Consider the following 16675-nt stretch of genomic DNA (forward strand, 5'->3'; position numbering starts at 1 on the left):
GGATCGCCCCGATACAACCAGTATCGGGGCGACCCTCCGCCTTGCGATCGCACGCACCAGACGCCGCCGGGCCTGCCCTTCGGGCAGACGACGCCACTTTCGAAACACGCCCTAGGGCCTCTCGTCCGGATCGTGCCGGGCTCGCGGGGTCACCCGTTCACCCCCCTCCCCGCACCCTTCGGCCGCTTTTCCGCAGGTGGCTCGGCGCACGGCGGTGACCTGCGGGAACGGTCGGGGATGCACCCTCGCGGCCGATCCGTCCGACACCCGTTCACCACATTCCTGACGCTCCCTCAGGAAGCGGGCTCGCGTCGCTGCCACTTACCTCGGAGGAGCAGGGGAGCGACCGACGCAGCGGCACATGGGGATGTCGCGGGCCGCTCCCGCGACAGCTCGGAGGAGCACCGATGCGACGTACCGCCGCCCGACTGCTGACCGGTGCCGCGCTCGCCGCGGCCACCGCGGCCGGGTTCGCCGCACCCGTCCAGGCCGCCGTCTCCGGAAGCGGCGGCATGGACGTGTACCCCTCCACCGCGATGCCGGGCGGTCAGGTCACCGTGAACACGGCCGCCTGCGGCGACCCCGGGGCGGCCGCGGGCGACGCCGGCGCGGTCGGCGCCGGCACCTTCACGCTCGCGCCGAGCAGCCACGACGGCCAGGCGATCGGGCAGTTCCAGGTGCCGCCGAGCGCGCAGCCGGGGACGTACGAGATCGTCGCGCAGTGCGCCGCGGACGGGCGCAGGATCGCCGGGGACCTGGTGGTCGTCCTGAGTTCCGCGCGGGAGCAGGTGTATCCGCGCGGAAGTGTGAAGACGGGGGTCGGGGGCGCTCTGGGCCCCGATCCCGTGCAGACCGCGGCCGGTGTGACGGCTCTCGCCGTCGCCGCCGCGGGCGGTACCTGGCTCCTGCATCGCCGGGCGAGAGGCGACGGGATCTGACGGGCACCCTCCGCTGTCCGTCCGCCGGTACCGCATGTCCCCTCCCCTCCGGGTCCGACGCCCCTCGCGACCCGGAGGGGGCACGGGGTTTCCGTCAGGGAGAGGGGTGCTCACGCATGCGCAGAACCGTAGGCGACACCGTCATAGCCGCCGTCACCGCGGTCGCCCTCTGTTCGGGGGTGTGGCTGCTGCACGGCGCCGGTACGCACGCCCCGCCGCAGCCGTCGGCCGCCGAGGCCCGTCCGGGCGGCGCCGACCCGCGGTCCGCGCCCGCGCTGCCGCCGTCCCCGCCCGACCGTGTCCGCATCCCGTCGATCCGGGTCGACGCCCCCCTCACGGGCCTCGGCCTGACGGCGTCCGGCAGCCTCGACGTGCCGCCGGCCGCGCGCAAGAACCTCGCCGGCTGGTACGAGTCCGGCACCACTCCCGGCGAGAGGGGCACCGCGATCGTCGCCGGGCACGTCGACAACGCGGACGGCCCGGCCGTCTTCTACGACCTCGGTGCGCTGCGCAGGGGCGCCACCATCGAGGTGGACCGGCGCGACGGCGGGGTCGCGGTGTTCACCGTCGACGCGGTCGAGGTCTACGACGCCCGCGCCTTCCCCGACGCGAAGGTCTACGGGGCTTCGGCGCGCCCCGAGCTGCGGGTGATCACCTGCGGCGGCGGCTACTCGCGGACGACCGGCTACCGGGGGAACGTGGTGGTGTTCGCGCACCTGACGGGGAGCCGCTGAGAGGTCACCGCGTCACCACGCCGCGCCCGCCCCGCGTCACCACGCCGCGACCTCCCGCGCCGCACGGGCTCGCGACCTCCCACGCCGCACGGACTTCCGTCCCGGCGTCGCACCCGCCCCGCCGTCGCACCCGCCCCGCCGCGCCCTACGCCACCCACTGCTCGTACGCCAGGTTCGCCACCAGCGCGAAGACGACCGTCAGCAGCACGATCCGGACGAAGCCGCTGCCCTTCTTCAGGGCGGTGTGGGCGCCGAGCATGCCGCCCACGAGGTTGAAGACGGCCATCGGGAGCGCCAGTTGCCACAGGACCGCGCCCTGCCAGGCGAACATGGCCAGGGCGCCCGCGTTGGTGCAGCAGTTGACGATCTTGGCGGTGGCGGAGGCGGTGACCAGGTCGAGGTGGAGGACGGCGGTCAGGGCGAGGACGAGGAAGGTGCCCGTGCCGGGGCCGACGAGCCCGTCGTAGAAACCGATGCCGAGACCCGCGAGGCCGATCGCGGCGAGGACGCGGCGCGGGCCGGCCGGGCCGGTGGCGGGGGCGGTGCCGAAGGCCGGGCGCAGGATCACGAAGGCGGCGACGCCGAGCAGCACCACCATGATCACCGGCTTGAGCACCTCCGTGCTCATCCCGGCCGCGAGGAAGGCGCCCCCGGAGGACCCGGCGAGCGCGGCGAGCCCGATCCGTACGGCGACCCCCACGTCGACCGGCGCCTTGCGGGCGTACGTCACCGCCGCGCCGGAGGTGCCGACGATCGCGACCGCCTTGTTGGTGCCGAGCGCGTGCGCGGCCGGCGTACCGGCCGGCAGGCCCAGCAGCAGGACCGGCAGCAGCAGGAGCCCGCCCCCGCCGACCACGGCGTCGATCCAGCCGGCCGCGAGCGCGGCGAGACAGAGGACGACGACCGTGGTCAGAGATATGTCGGGCATGATCGCGACCCTAGGGACCGGATACGTGGCCCGTCCATCGAACTGAGGCACTTCTGAGCATGGGGCCGGTCACACGCGCCCCCGCCGAGCGGCCGGAAGCTCACACCGGTCCCCTCGCGCCCCCGGGAACCCTCACACGCGGACCCCTCCCCCGCTGAGGGCAGCGTTCCTCACGGGAAACAACGGTGATGCGGCCGGGTAACCTCCGCACCGCACGCTCGGTGTCATGACCTCGAACGAGCGTGTGGTGGTGATCGGAGCCGGCCTGGCGGGCGTACGCCTGGCCCGCCGGCTCGGTGAGCTGGGCACGCCCGCCCTGCTGATCGGCGAGGAGGAGCACCGGCCCTACAACCGGGTCCTGCTCGCCGAGGTGCTGGCCGGCCGGTACGCCCCCGAGGTGATCGCGCTGCCCGCGCCCGCCGAACTGGTCCGGACCCGGGTGACCGGCATCGACCGCGAGCGGCGCAGCCTGGCCTGCGCGGACGGCTCGGAGATCGCCTACGGCACGCTGGTGCTGGCCACCGGCTCCAACCCGGTGCTGCCGCCGCTGCGCGGACTGTTCACGCCGGACCGCGAACTGCCCGAGGGCGTCCACGCCTTCCGCACCATGGACGACTGCCTGGGGCTGTCGAAGGCGGTCCGGCCGGGCGTGCGGGCCGTCGTCGTCGGCGGCGGGCTCCTCGGGGTCTCCGCCGCCCGCGCGCTCGCCGCCCGCGGCGCGCAGGTGGTCCTCGCCCAGCAGTCCGAGCGGCTCATGGAGGGCCTGCTCGACCCCGACGCCTCGGCGCTGGTGCTGCGGCACCTGCGGGGCCTCGGCGTCGAGGTGCACACCGAGTGCCGGGTCCGCGACGTGCGCTGCGTCGGCGGCGCCGTCCGCTCGGTGGAGATGGCCGACGGATACGCCCTCGACGCCGACCTGGTGGTGCTGGCCTGCGGCGTCCACCCGCGCACCGGCCTCGCGCAGCAGGCCGGGCTCGCCGTCCACAAGGGTGTCCTCGTCGACGACGAGCTGCGCACCTCCGACCCGCACATCCGCGCGGTCGGGGACTGCGTCCAGCACCGGGGCGAGGTCTACGGGCTCGCCTCGCCCGCGCTGGAACAGGCGGACGTGCTGGCCGCGTCGCTGGCCGGGGACACCGGCGCCCGCTACGCGGGGACGCGTTCGCTGACCCGCCTCACGCTCCACGGGCACTCCGCCCTCGGCCTCGCCGCCTTCGACCTCGCCGCGTTCGGCGAGACCGAGGCGCGTCCCGGCGACGACGTCGTCCGGCTCGCCGACGCCACCCGCGGCACCTACCGCAAGGTCGTCGTCCGCGACGACCGCCTCGTCGGCGGCGTCCTCGTCGGCGAACTCGGCACCGTCGGCGCGCTCGCCCGCGCCTGGGAGGGAGCGGAGCCGCTTCCCGACGACGGCCCCCTGCTCCACCTGCTCACCAACGATGGAGGCTCCTAGATGACCGCCGCCCCGGGGGCCACCCCCACGATCGTCCTCGTCGGCCACGGCATGGTCGGCCAGCGCTTCCTCGAGGCGCTCGCCGACCGCGGCCTGACCGCCACGCACCGCGTCGTCGTGCTGTGCGAGGAGCCGCGACCCGCGTACGACCGCGTCCAGCTCACCTCGTACTTCTCGGGGCGGACGCCCGAGGACCTCTCCCTGACCGATCCGGGGTTCATCGAGGCCCACGGCATCGAACTGCGCGTCGGCGACCCGGCGGAGAGCGTCGACCGCGACGCCCGCACGGTGACCGCCCGCTCGGGCCTGGTCGTCGGCTACGACGTGCTGGTGCTGGCCACCGGCTCCTACCCGTTCGTGCCGCCGGTCCCGGGCAAGGACGCCGAGGGCTGCTTCGTCTACCGCACCATCGAGGACCTCCTCGCCATCGAGGAGTACGCCAAGTCGCGGGCCACGACGGGCGCGGTCGTCGGCGGCGGCCTGCTCGGCCTGGAGGCCGCGGGCGCGCTGAAGGGCCTCGGACTCACCTCCCACATCGTGGAGTTCGCGCCGCGCCTGATGCCGGTGCAGGTCGACGAGGGCGGTGGCGCGGCCCTGCTGCGCACCATCGAGGAGATGGGCCTGAGCGTCCACACGGGCGTCGGCACCCAGGAGATCCTGACGGACGCCTCCGGTGCCGTCACCGGCATGAGGCTGTCCGACGGGTCCGAACTCGCCACCGACCTGGTGGTGTTCAGCGCCGGTGTCCGCCCCCGCGACCAGCTGGCCCGCGACTGCGGACTGACGGTCGGCGAGCGCGGCGGCATCGCCGTCGACGAGCGGTGCCGCACGGTCGGCGACCCGCAGGTCTTCGCGATCGGCGAGTGCGCGCTGGCCTCCGACGGCCGGGTGTACGGCCTGGTCGCCCCCGGCTACGAGCAGGCCGAGACGGCGGCCGCGGCCATCGCCGCCGACGAGGGCGAGCAGAAGTCGTTCACCGGCGCCGACCTCTCCACCAAGCTGAAGCTGCTCGGCGTGGACGTGGCCTCCTTCGGCGACGCGCACGGCACCGCCGAGGACTGCCTGGACGTCGTGTACTCCGACTCCCGCTCGGGCCTGTACAAGAAGCTGGTCATCGGCCGCGACGGCACCCTGCTGGGCGGCATCCTGATCGGCGACGCGGACGCCTACGGCACCCTGCGCGCCCTCACCGGTTCCGTCCCGCCGGTCTCCCCCGAGTCGCTGGTCCTGCCCGCCGGGGCCGGCGGCGGCGAGGGGCTCGGTCCGTCCGCGCTCCCCGACGACGCGGTGATCTGCTCCTGCCACAACGTCACCAAGGGCACCATCCGCGGCGCGGTCACCGAACACCGCTGCACCACCGTGCCCGAGGTGAAGAAGTGCACCAAGGCCGGTACCGGCTGCGGCAGTTGCGTCAAGGTCCTCGGCCAGCTCGTCACCGCCGAGCTGGAGGCGAGCGGCGTCGAGGTCGACAAGGGCCTGTGCGGCTGCTTCGCGCAGACCCGCGAGGAGCTGTACGAGATCGTCCTCGCCCTGCGCGTCAACACCTACCAGGACCTGCTCGACCGCTACGGCCGCGACGGCGCGCGGGGCGGCGACGGCTGCGACGTCTGCAAGCCCGCGGTCGGTTCGGTCATCGCCTCCCTCGCCCCCGTGATCGGCGCGAGCGGCTACGTCCTGGACGGCGAGCAGGCGGCGCTGCAGGAGACCAACGACCACTTCCTCGCCAACCTCCAGAAGAACGGCTCCTACTCGGTGGTGCCGCGCATCCCCGGCGGCGAGGTCACCCCCGAGGGCCTGATCGTCATCGGCGAGATCGCCCGCGACTTCGGCCTCTACACGAAGATCACCGGCGGCCAGCGGATCGACATGTTCGGGGCCCGCGTGGAACAGCTCCCGCTGATCTGGACCCGCCTGGTGGACGCCGGCTTCGAGTCCGGTCACGCCTACGGCAAGTCCCTGCGCACCGTGAAGTCCTGCGTCGGGCAGACCTGGTGCCGCTACGGCGTCCAGGACTCCGTCCGCATGGCGATCGACCTGGAGCTGCGCTACCGGGGCCTGCGCTCCCCGCACAAGCTGAAGTCCGCCGTCTCCGGCTGCGCCCGCGAGTGCGCCGAGGCCCAGTCCAAGGACTTCGGCGTCATCGCCACCTCCCACGGCTGGAACCTGTACGTCGGCGGCAACGGCGGCGCCACCCCGCGCCACGCCGACCTCCTCGCCCAGGACCTCACCGACGCGGAGCTGATCCGGCTGATCGACCGGTTCCTGATGTTCTACATCCGCACCGCCGACCGGCTGGAGCGCACCTCGACCTGGCTGGAGCGCATCCCCGGCGGCCTGGACCACGTGCGGGACGTGGTCGTGGAGGACTCCCTCGGCATCTGCGAGGAGCTGGAGTCCCTGATGGCCGCGCACGTGGCCCACTACGCCGACGAGTGGGCGACCACCATCAACGACCCGGAGAAGCTGGCCCGGTTCGTGTCCTTCGTCAACGCGCCGGACACCCCCGACCCGGTCGTCGGCTTCGTCCCCGAGCGCGACCAGATCAAGCCCGATCTGCCGCTGCTCTCCATCGGCCACCGTCCCCTGGAAGGGAGCGCCCAGCGATGACCCTGGCACTCGAGACCACCGACCTGAAGGTGCAGCTCCGGCTCGGCGAGGACTGGCTCACGGTCTGCGACCTGAGCCTGCTGGTCCCCGGCCGCGGCGTGGCGGCCCTGCTGCCGGACGGCCGCCAGGCGGCCCTGTTCCGGGACCGGGCGGGGGAGCTGTACGCGGTGGACAACCGCGACCCGTTCAGCGGCGCGGCGGTCCTCTCCCGCGGCCTGACCGGCTCGGCGCAGGGACGGCCGTTCGTCGCCTCGCCCCTGCTCAAGCAGCGCTTCGACCTGCGCAGCGGGCAGTGCCTGGACGACGACGCGGTCCGCATCGCGACGTACGGGGTGCGGGCGGCGGGCTGACGACCGGGCGGCCGGACGGTCGGGCGGGCTGATGGATGGCCGGGCGGGCTGACGGCGGGATGGCCGGCCGGGCCGATGGGATGGTCGGGCGTCTGCGCGGGAGTCGGTCCGCGCGGGCGCCCGGTCAGCTCCCGAGGCTGTCGTACGACACCCCGGTGAGCCGCTCGGACTCCGCCCACAGGCGGCGGCCCGCCCGGTCGTCGAGGGTCCAGGGCGCCCGCCACGAGGGCGCGGGCGTCCCTCGCCACATCGCGAGGGACGGGCCGGTGAAGGAGTCGGGGCGGACGTCCGGCGCGGTCGCGGCGTACAGCACGGGCAGGGCGCCCGCCTCGGCGGACTGGGCGAGGACGCGGTTGCCGGCGGACATGAGCCGCTCGGCGGTCCGGCTGCCCCGCGCGCGGGGTCCGGCCGTCTGGAGGCCGGTCGCCGCGTACCCGGGGTGCGCGGCCGCCGCGGTCACCCGTGCGCCGGACGCCTCCAGCCGGCGCGCCAGCTCGTGCGTGAACAGCAGGTTGGCCGTCTTGGAACGGCCGTAGGCGACCCACCTACGGTATCTCCGCTCGCTGTCGAGGTCGCCGGGATCGATGTTCCCGAGCAGGTGGGCCATGCTGGAGACGGTCACCACGCGGGCCCGGGGCGCGGCGAGCAGCGCGGGCATGAGCAGTCCGGTGAGGGCGAAGTGGCCGAGGTGGTTCACGCCGAACTGGGTCTCGAACCCGTCGGCGGTCGTGCCGTACGGCATCGCCATCACGCCCGCGTTGTTGACCAGCAGGTCGAGGCGGTCCCAGGGCCGGGCGAACTCCCGGACGGAGGCGAGGTCGCCGAGGTCCAGCCGCCGCAGCTCCACTTCCGCGCCCGGCACTTCGTCGGTCAGACGGGCCACGGCCTCCCGTCCCCGGGTCTCGCTGCGGCAGGCGAGGACGACCCGGGCCCCCTTCCGCGCCAGCTCGCGCGCGACGACCTGGCCGAGCCCTCCGTTGGCGCCGGTGACGACGGCGGTGCGGCCGCCCTGGTCGGGGATGTCGTGCGTGTTCCAGCCGGTCACGGCCGTGCTCCCTCCGCTGCTGTCCCCAGCCTAGGCATTTCCCCGTCACGGCGTGTCCACGACACGGTCACCCTGCGCTCGTAGCGTCCCTGACCGCACGACCCCGCGGCCGGCCGGCCGCGGGCACGCACGACACCCCTTGGGAGTGAGCGTGGAACGTCGTACCCTCCTGCGCGCGGCCGTCCTCGGCGGGTCCTCCGCCGTGCTCGGCGGGACCCTGTGGCGCGGCGCCGCGTACGCCGCGCCGGCGCAGCCCGGCACGAGCCCGTACGGGGCGCTCGGCGCGCCGGACGCCAACGGCATCAGGCTGCCGAGCGGCTTCACCAGCCGGGTGATCGCCCGCTCCGGGCAGACCGTGCCCGGCACGTCGTACACGTGGCACAACGCCCCTGACGGCGGGGCCTGCTACGCGGACGGCACGGGCTGGATCTACGTGTCCAACTCGGAGATCAACCCGTCCGGCGGGGCGAGCGCGGTGCGGTTCTCGTCGACGGGCACGGTGACCGGCGCGTACCGCATCCTGTCCGGCACGCGGCAGAACTGCGCGGGCGGGAAGACCCCGTGGAACACCTGGCTGTCGTGCGAGGAGGTGTCACTGGGCTACGTCTACGAGACGGACCCGTGGGGCGTCGACGCGGCCGTGCAGCGGCCGGCGATGGGCCGCTTCAAGCACGAGGCGGCCGCCGCCGACCCGGTGCGCAAGGTGGTCTACCTGACCGAGGACGAGACGGACGGCCGCTTCTACCGCTTCGTGCCGACGACCTGGGGCAGCCTGGCCTCCGGCACGCTCCAGGTGATGGTCGCCGGCAGCGCCACGTCCGGCTCGTTCACCTGGGCGAACGTCCCCGACCCCGACGGCTCCCCCACCACCACCCGCACCCAGGTGTCCGGCGCCAAGTCCTTCAACGGCGGCGAGGGCTGCCACTACGCGGACGACACCGTCTGGTTCACCACGAAGGGCGACAACCGGGTCTGGCAGCTGAACCTCGTGAACAACACCTACGAGCTGGCCTACGACGACTCCCTGGTCTCCGGCACGGCCCCCCTCACCGGGGTCGACAACATCACCGGCTCCGCGTCCGGCGACCTGTTCGTCGCGGAGGACGGCGGAAACATGGAGATCTGCGTGATCACCCCGTCCGACGTGGTCGCCCCGTTCCTGCGCGTCGACGGCCAGTCGGGCTCGGAGATCACCGGCCCGGCCTTCTCCCCCGACGGCACCCGCCTGTACTTCTCCAGCCAGCGCGGCACGTCGGGCAGCTCGTCCGGCGGCATCACGTACGAGGTGAAGGGCCCCTTCCGGACCTGACCGGGCCGGGGCAGGGCGGGCCGGGGCGGGCCGGGGCACCGTCCCCGCCCGCCCGGCGCCCGCCCCGCGATCCCGCGGACACCACCCCGGACGGATGTCCCACACATCTTCATCACGAATCAGCCACGAAGCCTTCACCCTCCGTCCCGGCCCCCTACGGTCGTCCCCCTGACACCACCGTCTCAGGGGGACGACATGAGCAACCCGTACACCACCACCCGCCCCGCCCCGAAATGGGCCCGCAAGCGCTACGTCCTGCCCGCGCTGGCCCTCACCCTGTCCGCCGGGATCGGCATGGGCGGCAGCGCCGAGGACCCGGCGACGGCCGCCGAACCCCTGGCCGCCGAGCCCCGGCCGACGGTCACGGTGACGACGACGGCGACCGCCACCGCGACGGCCGCCCCGGCGCCGGCGGAGACGGTGACCGCGACGGAGACGGTGAAGGTGACGAAGACGGTCACGGCGAAGGCGGAGGCGGCGGACGACGACAGCGGCGCGTACGGCAGCGGTTCGGGAGGCTCCGGCGACTCGGGGGGCTCGGGCGGTTCCGACAGCGCCTACTACGCCAACTGCACCGCGGCCCGTGCCGCCGGCGCGGCCCCCGTCCACGCGGGCGACCCCGGTTACGGCAGGCACCTGGACCGGGACGGCGACGGCACGGGCTGCGAGTAGCGGCCCGGGAGGGGGCCGGTCGGATCTGGAGCGGCGCGAGGGAACAGCGGGAGAGGGCGGCACCCCGCACAGGGTGTACGGCCGACTCCCCCGCCTGGGAAGTCAGCCGTGCTTCATGCCCTCAGGGCACTCTCAGGGCACATCCCTCAGGACGGCCTCCGTCATGTCGGCCGTCCGATCCGCCTCCGCCTCCGCCTCCGCCTCCCACAGGTGGGTGTAGACGTTGAGCGTGATCGACGGCTTGGCGTGACCGAACCGCATCCGAACCTGCTTCGGCGTGGCCCCGTTCTTGATCAGCACGGAGGCGTAGAAGTGGCGCAGGTCGCGCGGCGTCCGCCTGCCGTCCCGTGTCAGGAGGACATGTGCAACGTGGCGAAGTCTGGTGGGTCGAGTTCGACGAGCGGCGGCTGGTCGTACTGCTGTCGGGAGACGACGCGTCCGGGATCCGGGTGATGCAGGTCGTCGCTCCGGCGGGCGTCGACATCAGCGGTCTGGGCGTCGAAGTGGCGGTGGGCGCCATGGAAGGACTGCCCTTCGAGGGCGTGCTGCGGTTCGCGTTCCCGCGTCCAGGCTTCACCCCGTGCACGTGGCTGACCACCGTGTCCCGGGACGACCTGATCGAGCGGGCCGGCGCCCTGTCCTCCCCGAAACTCGGCGAGATCGAGGATGCCCTCCGTCTCGGTGAACAGGCGAAGGAGCGTACCTCGACGACGACCGCGAAGCTCGGCGAGATAAGGGATGCCCTCCGTCTCGGTGGACTCGGGTAGGCCCAGAAGGAACGGACGTCCCCGATGGTGTGGTCGATCTCGTCCGGATGATCGACGCCGGCCACGCGTCTCCTCGGCGCCCCTCACCATCGAGATCACGATCTACGGCTGGATTATCAGGCCGCAGCCTTGGAGCGCGCCTCTGAGATCATGACCCCAGCCTCATGCTTTACGGGCAGGTCCACCGACTACCCGACTCGCCGGAAGCTTACGGTCCATGGACAATCCCCCCAAAGCAGCTCCACCCCAAAGCCGTCCCGTCGACCACGCAGCTCGCTAGGATAAGCAACACCGGCGTGCAACGGAGCCACAAACGAAACAACTGGACGATAGTTCGAAAAAATTCCGGGGGGGCATGGTGAGCAGTTCATCAGCCGCAAGTGAACCACACAGGCCAGTAATTCGGGCGCGACGCGAATGGCACCAGGAAATCGAAAAGCACTTCCCCGAATGCGATGTGATCATGAGGAGACTCCTGGTGACGCATCGCAAAAGGTCTCGATTCTTCGCTCGCACGAGCGGGACCTGGTACCGACTCTTCGGGACTGTCGAGGTCTGCCTCGGCGTCGTATTGCCACTGCTTTTCATCTACCCGCAGACCGTGAGCAAAGTTTGGCTTCTCGCTACCGTAAGTGTGGCGATCTCCGTGTCGGCGGCGTTGAAGGCGTTCTGGGGATGGCAAGAGCAATGGGCAATTTTCCAGGCTCAGTCGATAACCCTTGCGCAGGTGATCAGCGAATGGGAAATCTCCATGCTCAACCTGACGCTGGAAAGTCCCGAAACCAAAAAACAAGAGGCCCTGAACATCACAGGTCACGCCGCGAACAAACTGTTCGGTGTCCTGAACCAGGAGCATGAAACGAGATTTCATCAGGTACAGCCACCCGAGATGGTGATCGCAGCAATCAACAAGCAGGGGCGATACGCGGGTGTCGATCAGGCCGTGCAACAGCAACAGGTACCGCAGCAACAGCCGGCGCAGCAGCAACAGCCGGCAGGACCAGGAGCCGCACCTTAGTGGTTTGCGGCCCGAATCGGATCTGCCGATCGGGGCGAGTCTCTTCGGAGACGGCTCGTGACGAGATCCAGCCGCATCCGGAGGGCACGACCAGGGCACAACGGCGTCGCACAAGTTCAACGGCAGCCAACGCCGGCAAACGGCGTTCCCCCTGCTCGGCGCCGTAGCTCGACGATCCCTGCGAGTGATGGACGAGAGGGCGGCACCCCCGCACAGGGTGCCGCCCTCTCTCGTGGGCCGGAGCCGCCGCGATCGGTGCTGAGGGTCGGGGACCGCGGCGGCTCCGGGTGGGGAGGGGGGTGGGGGGCGGACCGTCAGGGGACCGTCCCCCACCCCCCGGCTCAGCGGTGGTCGCTGCCCTCCGACTGGGTGGCCGCCCGGCCCGCCTCCAGGCGGGCGACCGGGATCCGGAAGGGGGAGCAGGACACGTAGTCGAGGCCGACCTCGTGGAAGAAGTGCACGGACTCCGGGTCGCCGCCGTGCTCGCCGCAGACGCCGAGCTTGAGGTCGGGGCGGGTGGCGCGGCCGGCCTCGGCGGCGGCCTTGACGAGGGAGCCGACGCCGTCCTTGTCGATGGTCTCGAAGGGGGAGACCCCGAAGATGCCCTTCTCCAGGTAGGCGGTGAAGAAGGAGGCCTCGACGTCGTCGCGGCTGAAGCCCCACACGGTCTGGGTGAGGTCGTTCGTACCGAAGGAGAAGAACTCCGCCGCCTCGGCGATCTGGCCGGCGGTCAGCGCGGCGCGCGGCAGCTCGATCATCGTGCCGATCGACAGCTTCAGCGACACCCCCGTCGCCGCCTCGACCTCGGCGACGACCTGGTCGGCCTCCTCGCGGACGATCTCCAGCTCCTGGACGGTGCCGACGAGCGGGATCATGATCTCGGCGCGCGGGTCGCCCTTGGCGTTCTTGCGCTCGGCCGCGGCCTCGGCGATGGCGCGGACCTGCATGGTGAACAGGCCGGGAATGACCAGGCCGAGGCGTACGCCGCGCAGGCCCAGCATGGGGTTCTGCTCGTGGAGGCGGTGGACCGCCTGGAGCAGGCGCAGTTCGTTCTCGTGCGGCTCCTGGCGGGACTCGGCGAGCGCCACGCGCACCGACAGCTCGGTGATGTCGGGCAGGAACTCGTGCAGCGGCGGGTCGAGGAGGCGGATGGTGACGGGCAGGCCGTCCATCGCCGAGAACAGCTCCACGAAGTCCTTCTTCTGGAGCGGCAGGAGCGCCTCCAGCGACTCCTCGCGCTCGGCCTCCGTGTCCGCCAGGATCAGGCGCTCGACCAGTTCACGGCGGTCGCCGAGGAACATGTGCTCGGTGCGGCACAGGCCGATGCCCTGGGCGCCGAAGCGGCGGGCGCGCAGCGCGTCCTCGGCGTTGTCCGCGTTGGCGCGCACCCGCAGGCGGCGCTTGCGGTCGGCGAACGCCATGATCCGGTGCACGGCCTCGACCAGTTCGTCGGCGTCGTTGGCGCCGGCGTGCATGCGGCCCTCGAAGTACTCCACGACGGGGGACGGGACCACCGGGACCTCGCCCAGGTAGACCTTGCCGGAGGAGCCGTCGATCGAGATCAGGTCGCCCTCCTCGACGACGTGCCCGCCGGGCACCGTCATCCGGCGGCGCTTGGTGTCGACCTCCAGCTCCTCCGCGCCGCAGACGCAGGTCTTGCCCATGCCGCGGGCGACGACCGCCGCGTGCGAGGTCTTGCCGCCGCGCGAGGTGAGGATGCCCTCGGCCGCGATCATGCCGTCGAGGTCGTCGGGGTTGGTCTCGCGGCGGACCAGGATGACCTTCTCGCCCGAGCGGGACCACTTGACGGCGGTGTAGGAGTCGAAGACCGCCTTGCCGACCGCGGCGCCCGGGGAGGCGGCGATGCCCCGGCCGACCTGCGCGGCCTTGGCCTGCTCGTCGAAGCGGGGGAACATCAGCTGGGCGAGCTGGGCGCCGTTGACCCGCTGGAGGGCCTCGGTCTCGTCGATGAGGCCCTGGTCGACGAGCTGGGTGGCGATGCGGAAGGCCGCGCCGGCCGTGCGCTTGCCGACCCGGGTCTGGAGCATCCACAGCTGACCGCGCTCGATGGTGAACTCGATGTCGCAGAGGTCCTTGTAGTGGTTCTCCAGCGTCTCCATGATCTGCATCAGCTGGTCGTACGACTTCTTGTCGATGGCTTCCAGCTCGGCGAGCGGGACCGTGTTGCGGATGCCGGCGACGACGTCCTCGCCCTGGGCGTTCTGGAGGTAGTCGCCGTAGACGCCCTGGTGGCCGGAGGCGGGGTCGCGGGTGAAGGCGACGCCGGTGCCGGAGTCGGGGCCGAGGTTGCCGAAGACCATCGAGCAGACGTTGACGGCGGTGCCCAGGTCGTGCGGGATGCGCTCCTGGCGGCGGTAGAGCTTGGCGCGGTCGGTGTTCCAGGAGTCGAAGACCGCGTGGATGGCGAGGTCCATCTGCTCGCGCGGGTCCTGCGGGAAGTCCCGGCCGGCCTCGGTCCTGACGATCTTCTTGAAGCGGGTGACCAGCTTCTTGAGGTCGGCGGCCTCCAGCTCGGTGTCGACCGTGACCTTCTTGGCCGCCTTGGCCGCCTCCAGCGCCTCCTCGAAGAGGTCGCCGTCGACGCCGAGGACGGTCTTGCCGAACATCTGGATGAGGCGCCGGTAGGAGTCCCAGGCGAAGCGGTCGTCGCCGGCCTGCTTGGCCAGGCCCTGGACCGACTTGTCGGAGAGGCCGATGTTGAGGACGGTGTCCATCATGCCGGGCATCGAGAACTTGGCGCCGGAGCGGACGGAGACGAGCAGCGGGTCGTCGGCCTGGCCGAGCTTCTTGCCCATCTTCTCTTCCAGGGCGTCGAGGTGCGCACTCACCTCGTCACGCAGTGCCGCCGGTTCCTCACCGCTGTCGAGGTAGACCTTGCAGGCCTCGGTGGTGATGGTGAACCCGGGGGGCACCGGCAGGCCGAGGTTGGTCATCTCGGCGAGGTTGGCGCCCTTGCCCCCGAGGAGGTCCTTGAGGTTCTTGTTGCCCTCGGTGAAGTCGTAAACGAACTTCACGGCCTCAACGCTCGTGGCCGTTCCGGCTACCGGGAGATCTTTGTTTTCCGACACGGGTCTCGACTCCTCGAGGACGCGGTGGCTGCCCTGACGGCGAGGAACATACCCAGATCGAAGGCACCTGGGTACGTCCACTTGTGCGTCATACGCCTGTAACCAGTCGTCCGCCACCGGATCGAAAGTCAAAGCTTGGCAAGCGCGAAGCGGTGAATGTTTTCACTTCTTGAACGCATCCTCCTCCGCGCACCCCGTTTGACGCTCGAATGAGCGCTTACCTCCTCGGTTGATTTCGATCGATGAACGATCAAAGGGTGGCACTGAGTGCCACTCCTTGAGGAAGTGCAAACGAGCGCGCATCGCTCATCTGAGCATCACCCGTATCAAGGGTGGCGAGAATCACGCTTCCACAGGCCGCCGGATTTCACCATCCGGACCCCTCCGGGACGCGACGCGGACCCGCACCGGAACGGAAACGCGCTCGTCACACGCCCAGAGCCAGCAGCCGCTCCTCCACCCGCGCGGGCGCGTACAGGTGCTCCACCACCAGCGCGCCGGCCCCCACCAGCCCCGCCCGCTCCCCCAGCCGTGAGGTCACCACCTCCAGCCGGGCCGTGGAGCGGGGCAGCGCCCGCTGGTACAGCAGCTCGCGCACGCCGGTGACGAAGGAGGTGCCGGCCAGGTCCCCGGCGATCATCAGCACGCCCGGGTTGAGCAGGGTCACGACGGTCGCCAGCACGTCGCCGACCTGGCGGCCGGCCTCGCGGGCCAGCGCGGCCGCGCCCGGGTGCCCGGCGGCGAGCAGGTCCCGCACGTCCGAGCCGGAGGCCGCGGGCACCCCGGTCCCGGCCAGCCTGCGGGCCACCGCGCCGCCGCTGGCCACGGCCGCCAGGCATCCCTGGGAGCCGCAGCGGCACAGCGCCTCGGAGCCCACCCGGATGTGCCCGATGTCGCCCGCGCCGCCGTCGACGCCCCGGAAGATCCCGCCGTCCACCACGACCCCGGCGCCGATCCCGGTGGACACCTTGACCAGCACGAACGCCGAGCAGTCGGGGTATCCGGTGCGCTGCTCGCCGTAGGCCATGAGGTTGGCGTCGTTGTCGACGAGGACGGGGACGGGCGCGGCGCCCGTGCGTTCCGTGAACGCCCTGGCGAGCCGGCCGCGGATGTCGTAGCCGTCCCAGCCGGGCATCATCGGCGGCTGGACCACCCGGCCGGTCCCGCTGTCGACCGGGCCGGGCACGGCGAGGCCGATGCCGCACACCTCGGCCGCGCGGTGGCCGGCCTTCTCCAGCAGCTCCGCGAACCAGCCGCCCAGCTCCCCGAGCACGGCGTCCGGGCCGTCCTCGACGGCCAGCGCGCCCGCGTGCTCGGCGAGGACCTCGCCGGTCAGGGACAGCACGGCCGCGCGCGCGTGGCGGGTGTCGAGGTCGGCGGCGAGGACGACGGCGTGCGCGTCGTCGAACTCGAGCGTGATGGAGGGGCGGCCGCCCAGCGGGGAGTCGACCGGGCCGCCCGCGCCCTCGCGCAGCCAGCCCGCGCGGAAGAGGCGGTCCAGGCGCTGTCCGACCGTGGCCCGGGAGAGTCCGGTGGCCTGCTGGAGGGCACCGCGCGTGGTGGCCCGGCCGGTGCGTACCAGCGCGAGCAGATCTCCGGCGCCGACCTGACCGCCGCCCCTGCCCGTCCGTCCGGGCTGTCCGGTCATGCGCACCCCCTTGTGTTCATCGAACCCGCATTACATAGTGAGTTCTGCGTGTTAAATAGACGTAACTCTGCGGTAGCCACTGCCGAACCGGTCGACGGTGGCCTCGTCGCCGTCGTT

14 protein-coding genes are annotated in these 16675 nt (G+C 72.1%); 9 read left to right on the forward strand and 5 right to left on the reverse strand.

Annotated elements, in window-relative coordinates:
* Positions 1-407: 407 nt before the first annotated feature.
* Positions 408-938, forward strand: coding sequence for a hypothetical protein (locus tag ACF09K_RS05400; protein WP_392241179.1), 531 nt, complete (start codon positions 408-410; stop codon positions 936-938).
* A gap of 116 nt (positions 939-1054) precedes the next feature.
* Positions 1055-1672 carry a class F sortase gene (locus tag ACF09K_RS05405; RefSeq protein WP_392241180.1) on the forward strand — a complete coding sequence of 206 codons (618 nt, stop codon included), beginning with the start codon at positions 1055-1057 and terminating at the stop codon, positions 1670-1672.
* A 145-nt stretch (positions 1673-1817) separates the two neighbouring features.
* Here the strand turns inward: ACF09K_RS05405 and ACF09K_RS05410 are convergent, their stop codons facing one another.
* Positions 1818-2600, reverse strand: coding sequence for a sulfite exporter TauE/SafE family protein (locus tag ACF09K_RS05410; protein WP_392241181.1), 783 nt, complete (start codon positions 2598-2600; stop codon positions 1818-1820).
* Between the two features lie 226 nt (positions 2601-2826).
* Between ACF09K_RS05410 and ACF09K_RS05415 the strand changes: the two genes are divergently transcribed.
* The 3 genes from ACF09K_RS05415 to nirD are packed head-to-tail and all read left to right on the forward strand — an operon-like array spanning position 2827 to position 7010.
* Positions 2827-4053 carry an NAD(P)/FAD-dependent oxidoreductase gene (locus tag ACF09K_RS05415; RefSeq protein ID WP_392241182.1) on the forward strand — a complete coding sequence of 409 codons (1227 nt, stop codon included), beginning with the start codon at positions 2827-2829 and terminating at the stop codon, positions 4051-4053.
* The gene (gene nirB / locus ACF09K_RS05420) at positions 4054-6660 is read left to right on the forward strand and encodes a nitrite reductase large subunit NirB (RefSeq protein WP_392241183.1); all 2607 of its coding nucleotides are present in this window, start codon (positions 4054-4056) and stop codon (positions 6658-6660) included.
* Positions 6657-7010, forward strand: coding sequence for a nitrite reductase small subunit NirD (gene nirD / locus ACF09K_RS05425; RefSeq protein ID WP_392241184.1), 354 nt, complete (start codon positions 6657-6659; stop codon positions 7008-7010). The genes nirB and nirD overlap by 4 nt, the downstream gene beginning before the upstream one ends.
* A 124-nt stretch (positions 7011-7134) precedes the next feature.
* Here the strand turns inward: nirD and ACF09K_RS05430 are convergent, their stop codons facing one another.
* Positions 7135-8055, reverse strand: a complete 921-nt coding sequence (locus tag ACF09K_RS05430; RefSeq protein ID WP_392241185.1) for an oxidoreductase — start codon at positions 8053-8055, stop codon at positions 7135-7137.
* A gap of 151 nt (positions 8056-8206) precedes the next feature.
* Here ACF09K_RS05430 and ACF09K_RS05435 point away from each other — a divergent pair, with 151 nt between their 5' ends.
* Positions 8207-9364: an alkaline phosphatase PhoX gene (locus ACF09K_RS05435; RefSeq protein WP_392241186.1), complete on the forward strand. Its 1158-nt coding sequence runs from the start codon at positions 8207-8209 to the stop codon at positions 9362-9364.
* Between the two features lie 195 nt (positions 9365-9559).
* Positions 9560-10036: an excalibur calcium-binding domain-containing protein gene (locus ACF09K_RS05440; RefSeq protein ID WP_392241187.1), complete on the forward strand. Its 477-nt coding sequence runs from the start codon at positions 9560-9562 to the stop codon at positions 10034-10036.
* A 132-nt stretch (positions 10037-10168) separates the two neighbouring features.
* Here the strand turns inward: ACF09K_RS05440 and ACF09K_RS05445 are convergent, their stop codons facing one another.
* Positions 10169-10390 carry a tyrosine-type recombinase/integrase gene (locus ACF09K_RS05445; RefSeq protein WP_392241632.1) on the reverse strand — a complete coding sequence of 74 codons (222 nt, stop codon included), beginning with the start codon at positions 10388-10390 and terminating at the stop codon, positions 10169-10171.
* 8 nt (positions 10391-10398) lie between these two features.
* Between ACF09K_RS05445 and ACF09K_RS05450 the strand changes: the two genes are divergently transcribed.
* Positions 10399-10803, forward strand: a complete 405-nt coding sequence (locus ACF09K_RS05450) for a type II toxin-antitoxin system PemK/MazF family toxin (RefSeq protein ID WP_392241188.1) — start codon at positions 10399-10401, stop codon at positions 10801-10803.
* A 478-nt stretch (positions 10804-11281) separates the two neighbouring features.
* On the forward strand, positions 11282-11821 hold the full coding sequence (locus ACF09K_RS05455) for a hypothetical protein (RefSeq protein ID WP_392241189.1): 540 nt from the start codon (positions 11282-11284) through the stop codon (positions 11819-11821).
* 341 nt (positions 11822-12162) lie between these two features.
* On the opposite strand, the gene ppdK is transcribed toward ACF09K_RS05455, so the two are convergent.
* A complete protein-coding gene (ppdK, locus tag ACF09K_RS05460; RefSeq protein ID WP_392241190.1) occupies positions 12163-14910 on the reverse strand; it encodes a pyruvate, phosphate dikinase in 2748 nt (915 codons plus the stop codon).
* Between the two features lie 427 nt (positions 14911-15337).
* Positions 15338-16558: an ROK family protein gene (locus ACF09K_RS05465; protein WP_392241191.1), complete on the reverse strand. Its 1221-nt coding sequence runs from the start codon at positions 16556-16558 to the stop codon at positions 15338-15340.
* Positions 16559-16675 lie beyond the last annotated feature (117 nt).

This window comes from Streptomyces sp. NPDC014882 (assembly GCF_043081325.1).
Classification (GTDB): Bacteria; Actinomycetota; Actinomycetes; order Streptomycetales; family Streptomycetaceae; genus Streptomyces.

Bases quoted from the DNA above. Each gene is read 5' to 3' on its own strand.
- ACF09K_RS05400 (WP_392241179.1), top strand. From the start codon at position 408: ATGCGACGTACCGCCGCCCGACTGCTGACCGGTGCCGCGCTCGCCGCG.
- ACF09K_RS05405 (WP_392241180.1), top strand. From the start codon at position 1,055: ATGCGCAGAACCGTAGGCGACACCGTCATAGCCGCCGTCACCGCGGTC.
- ACF09K_RS05410 (WP_392241181.1), bottom strand. From the start codon at position 2,600: ATGCCCGACATATCTCTGACCACGGTCGTCGTCCTCTGTCTCGCCGCG.
- ACF09K_RS05415 (WP_392241182.1), top strand. From the start codon at position 2,827: ATGACCTCGAACGAGCGTGTGGTGGTGATCGGAGCCGGCCTGGCGGGC.
- nirB (WP_392241183.1), top strand. From the start codon at position 4,054: ATGACCGCCGCCCCGGGGGCCACCCCCACGATCGTCCTCGTCGGCCAC.
- nirD (WP_392241184.1), top strand. From the start codon at position 6,657: ATGACCCTGGCACTCGAGACCACCGACCTGAAGGTGCAGCTCCGGCTC.
- ACF09K_RS05440 (WP_392241187.1), top strand. From the start codon at position 9,560: ATGAGCAACCCGTACACCACCACCCGCCCCGCCCCGAAATGGGCCCGC.
- ACF09K_RS05465 (WP_392241191.1), bottom strand. From the start codon at position 16,558: ATGACCGGACAGCCCGGACGGACGGGCAGGGGCGGCGGTCAGGTCGGC.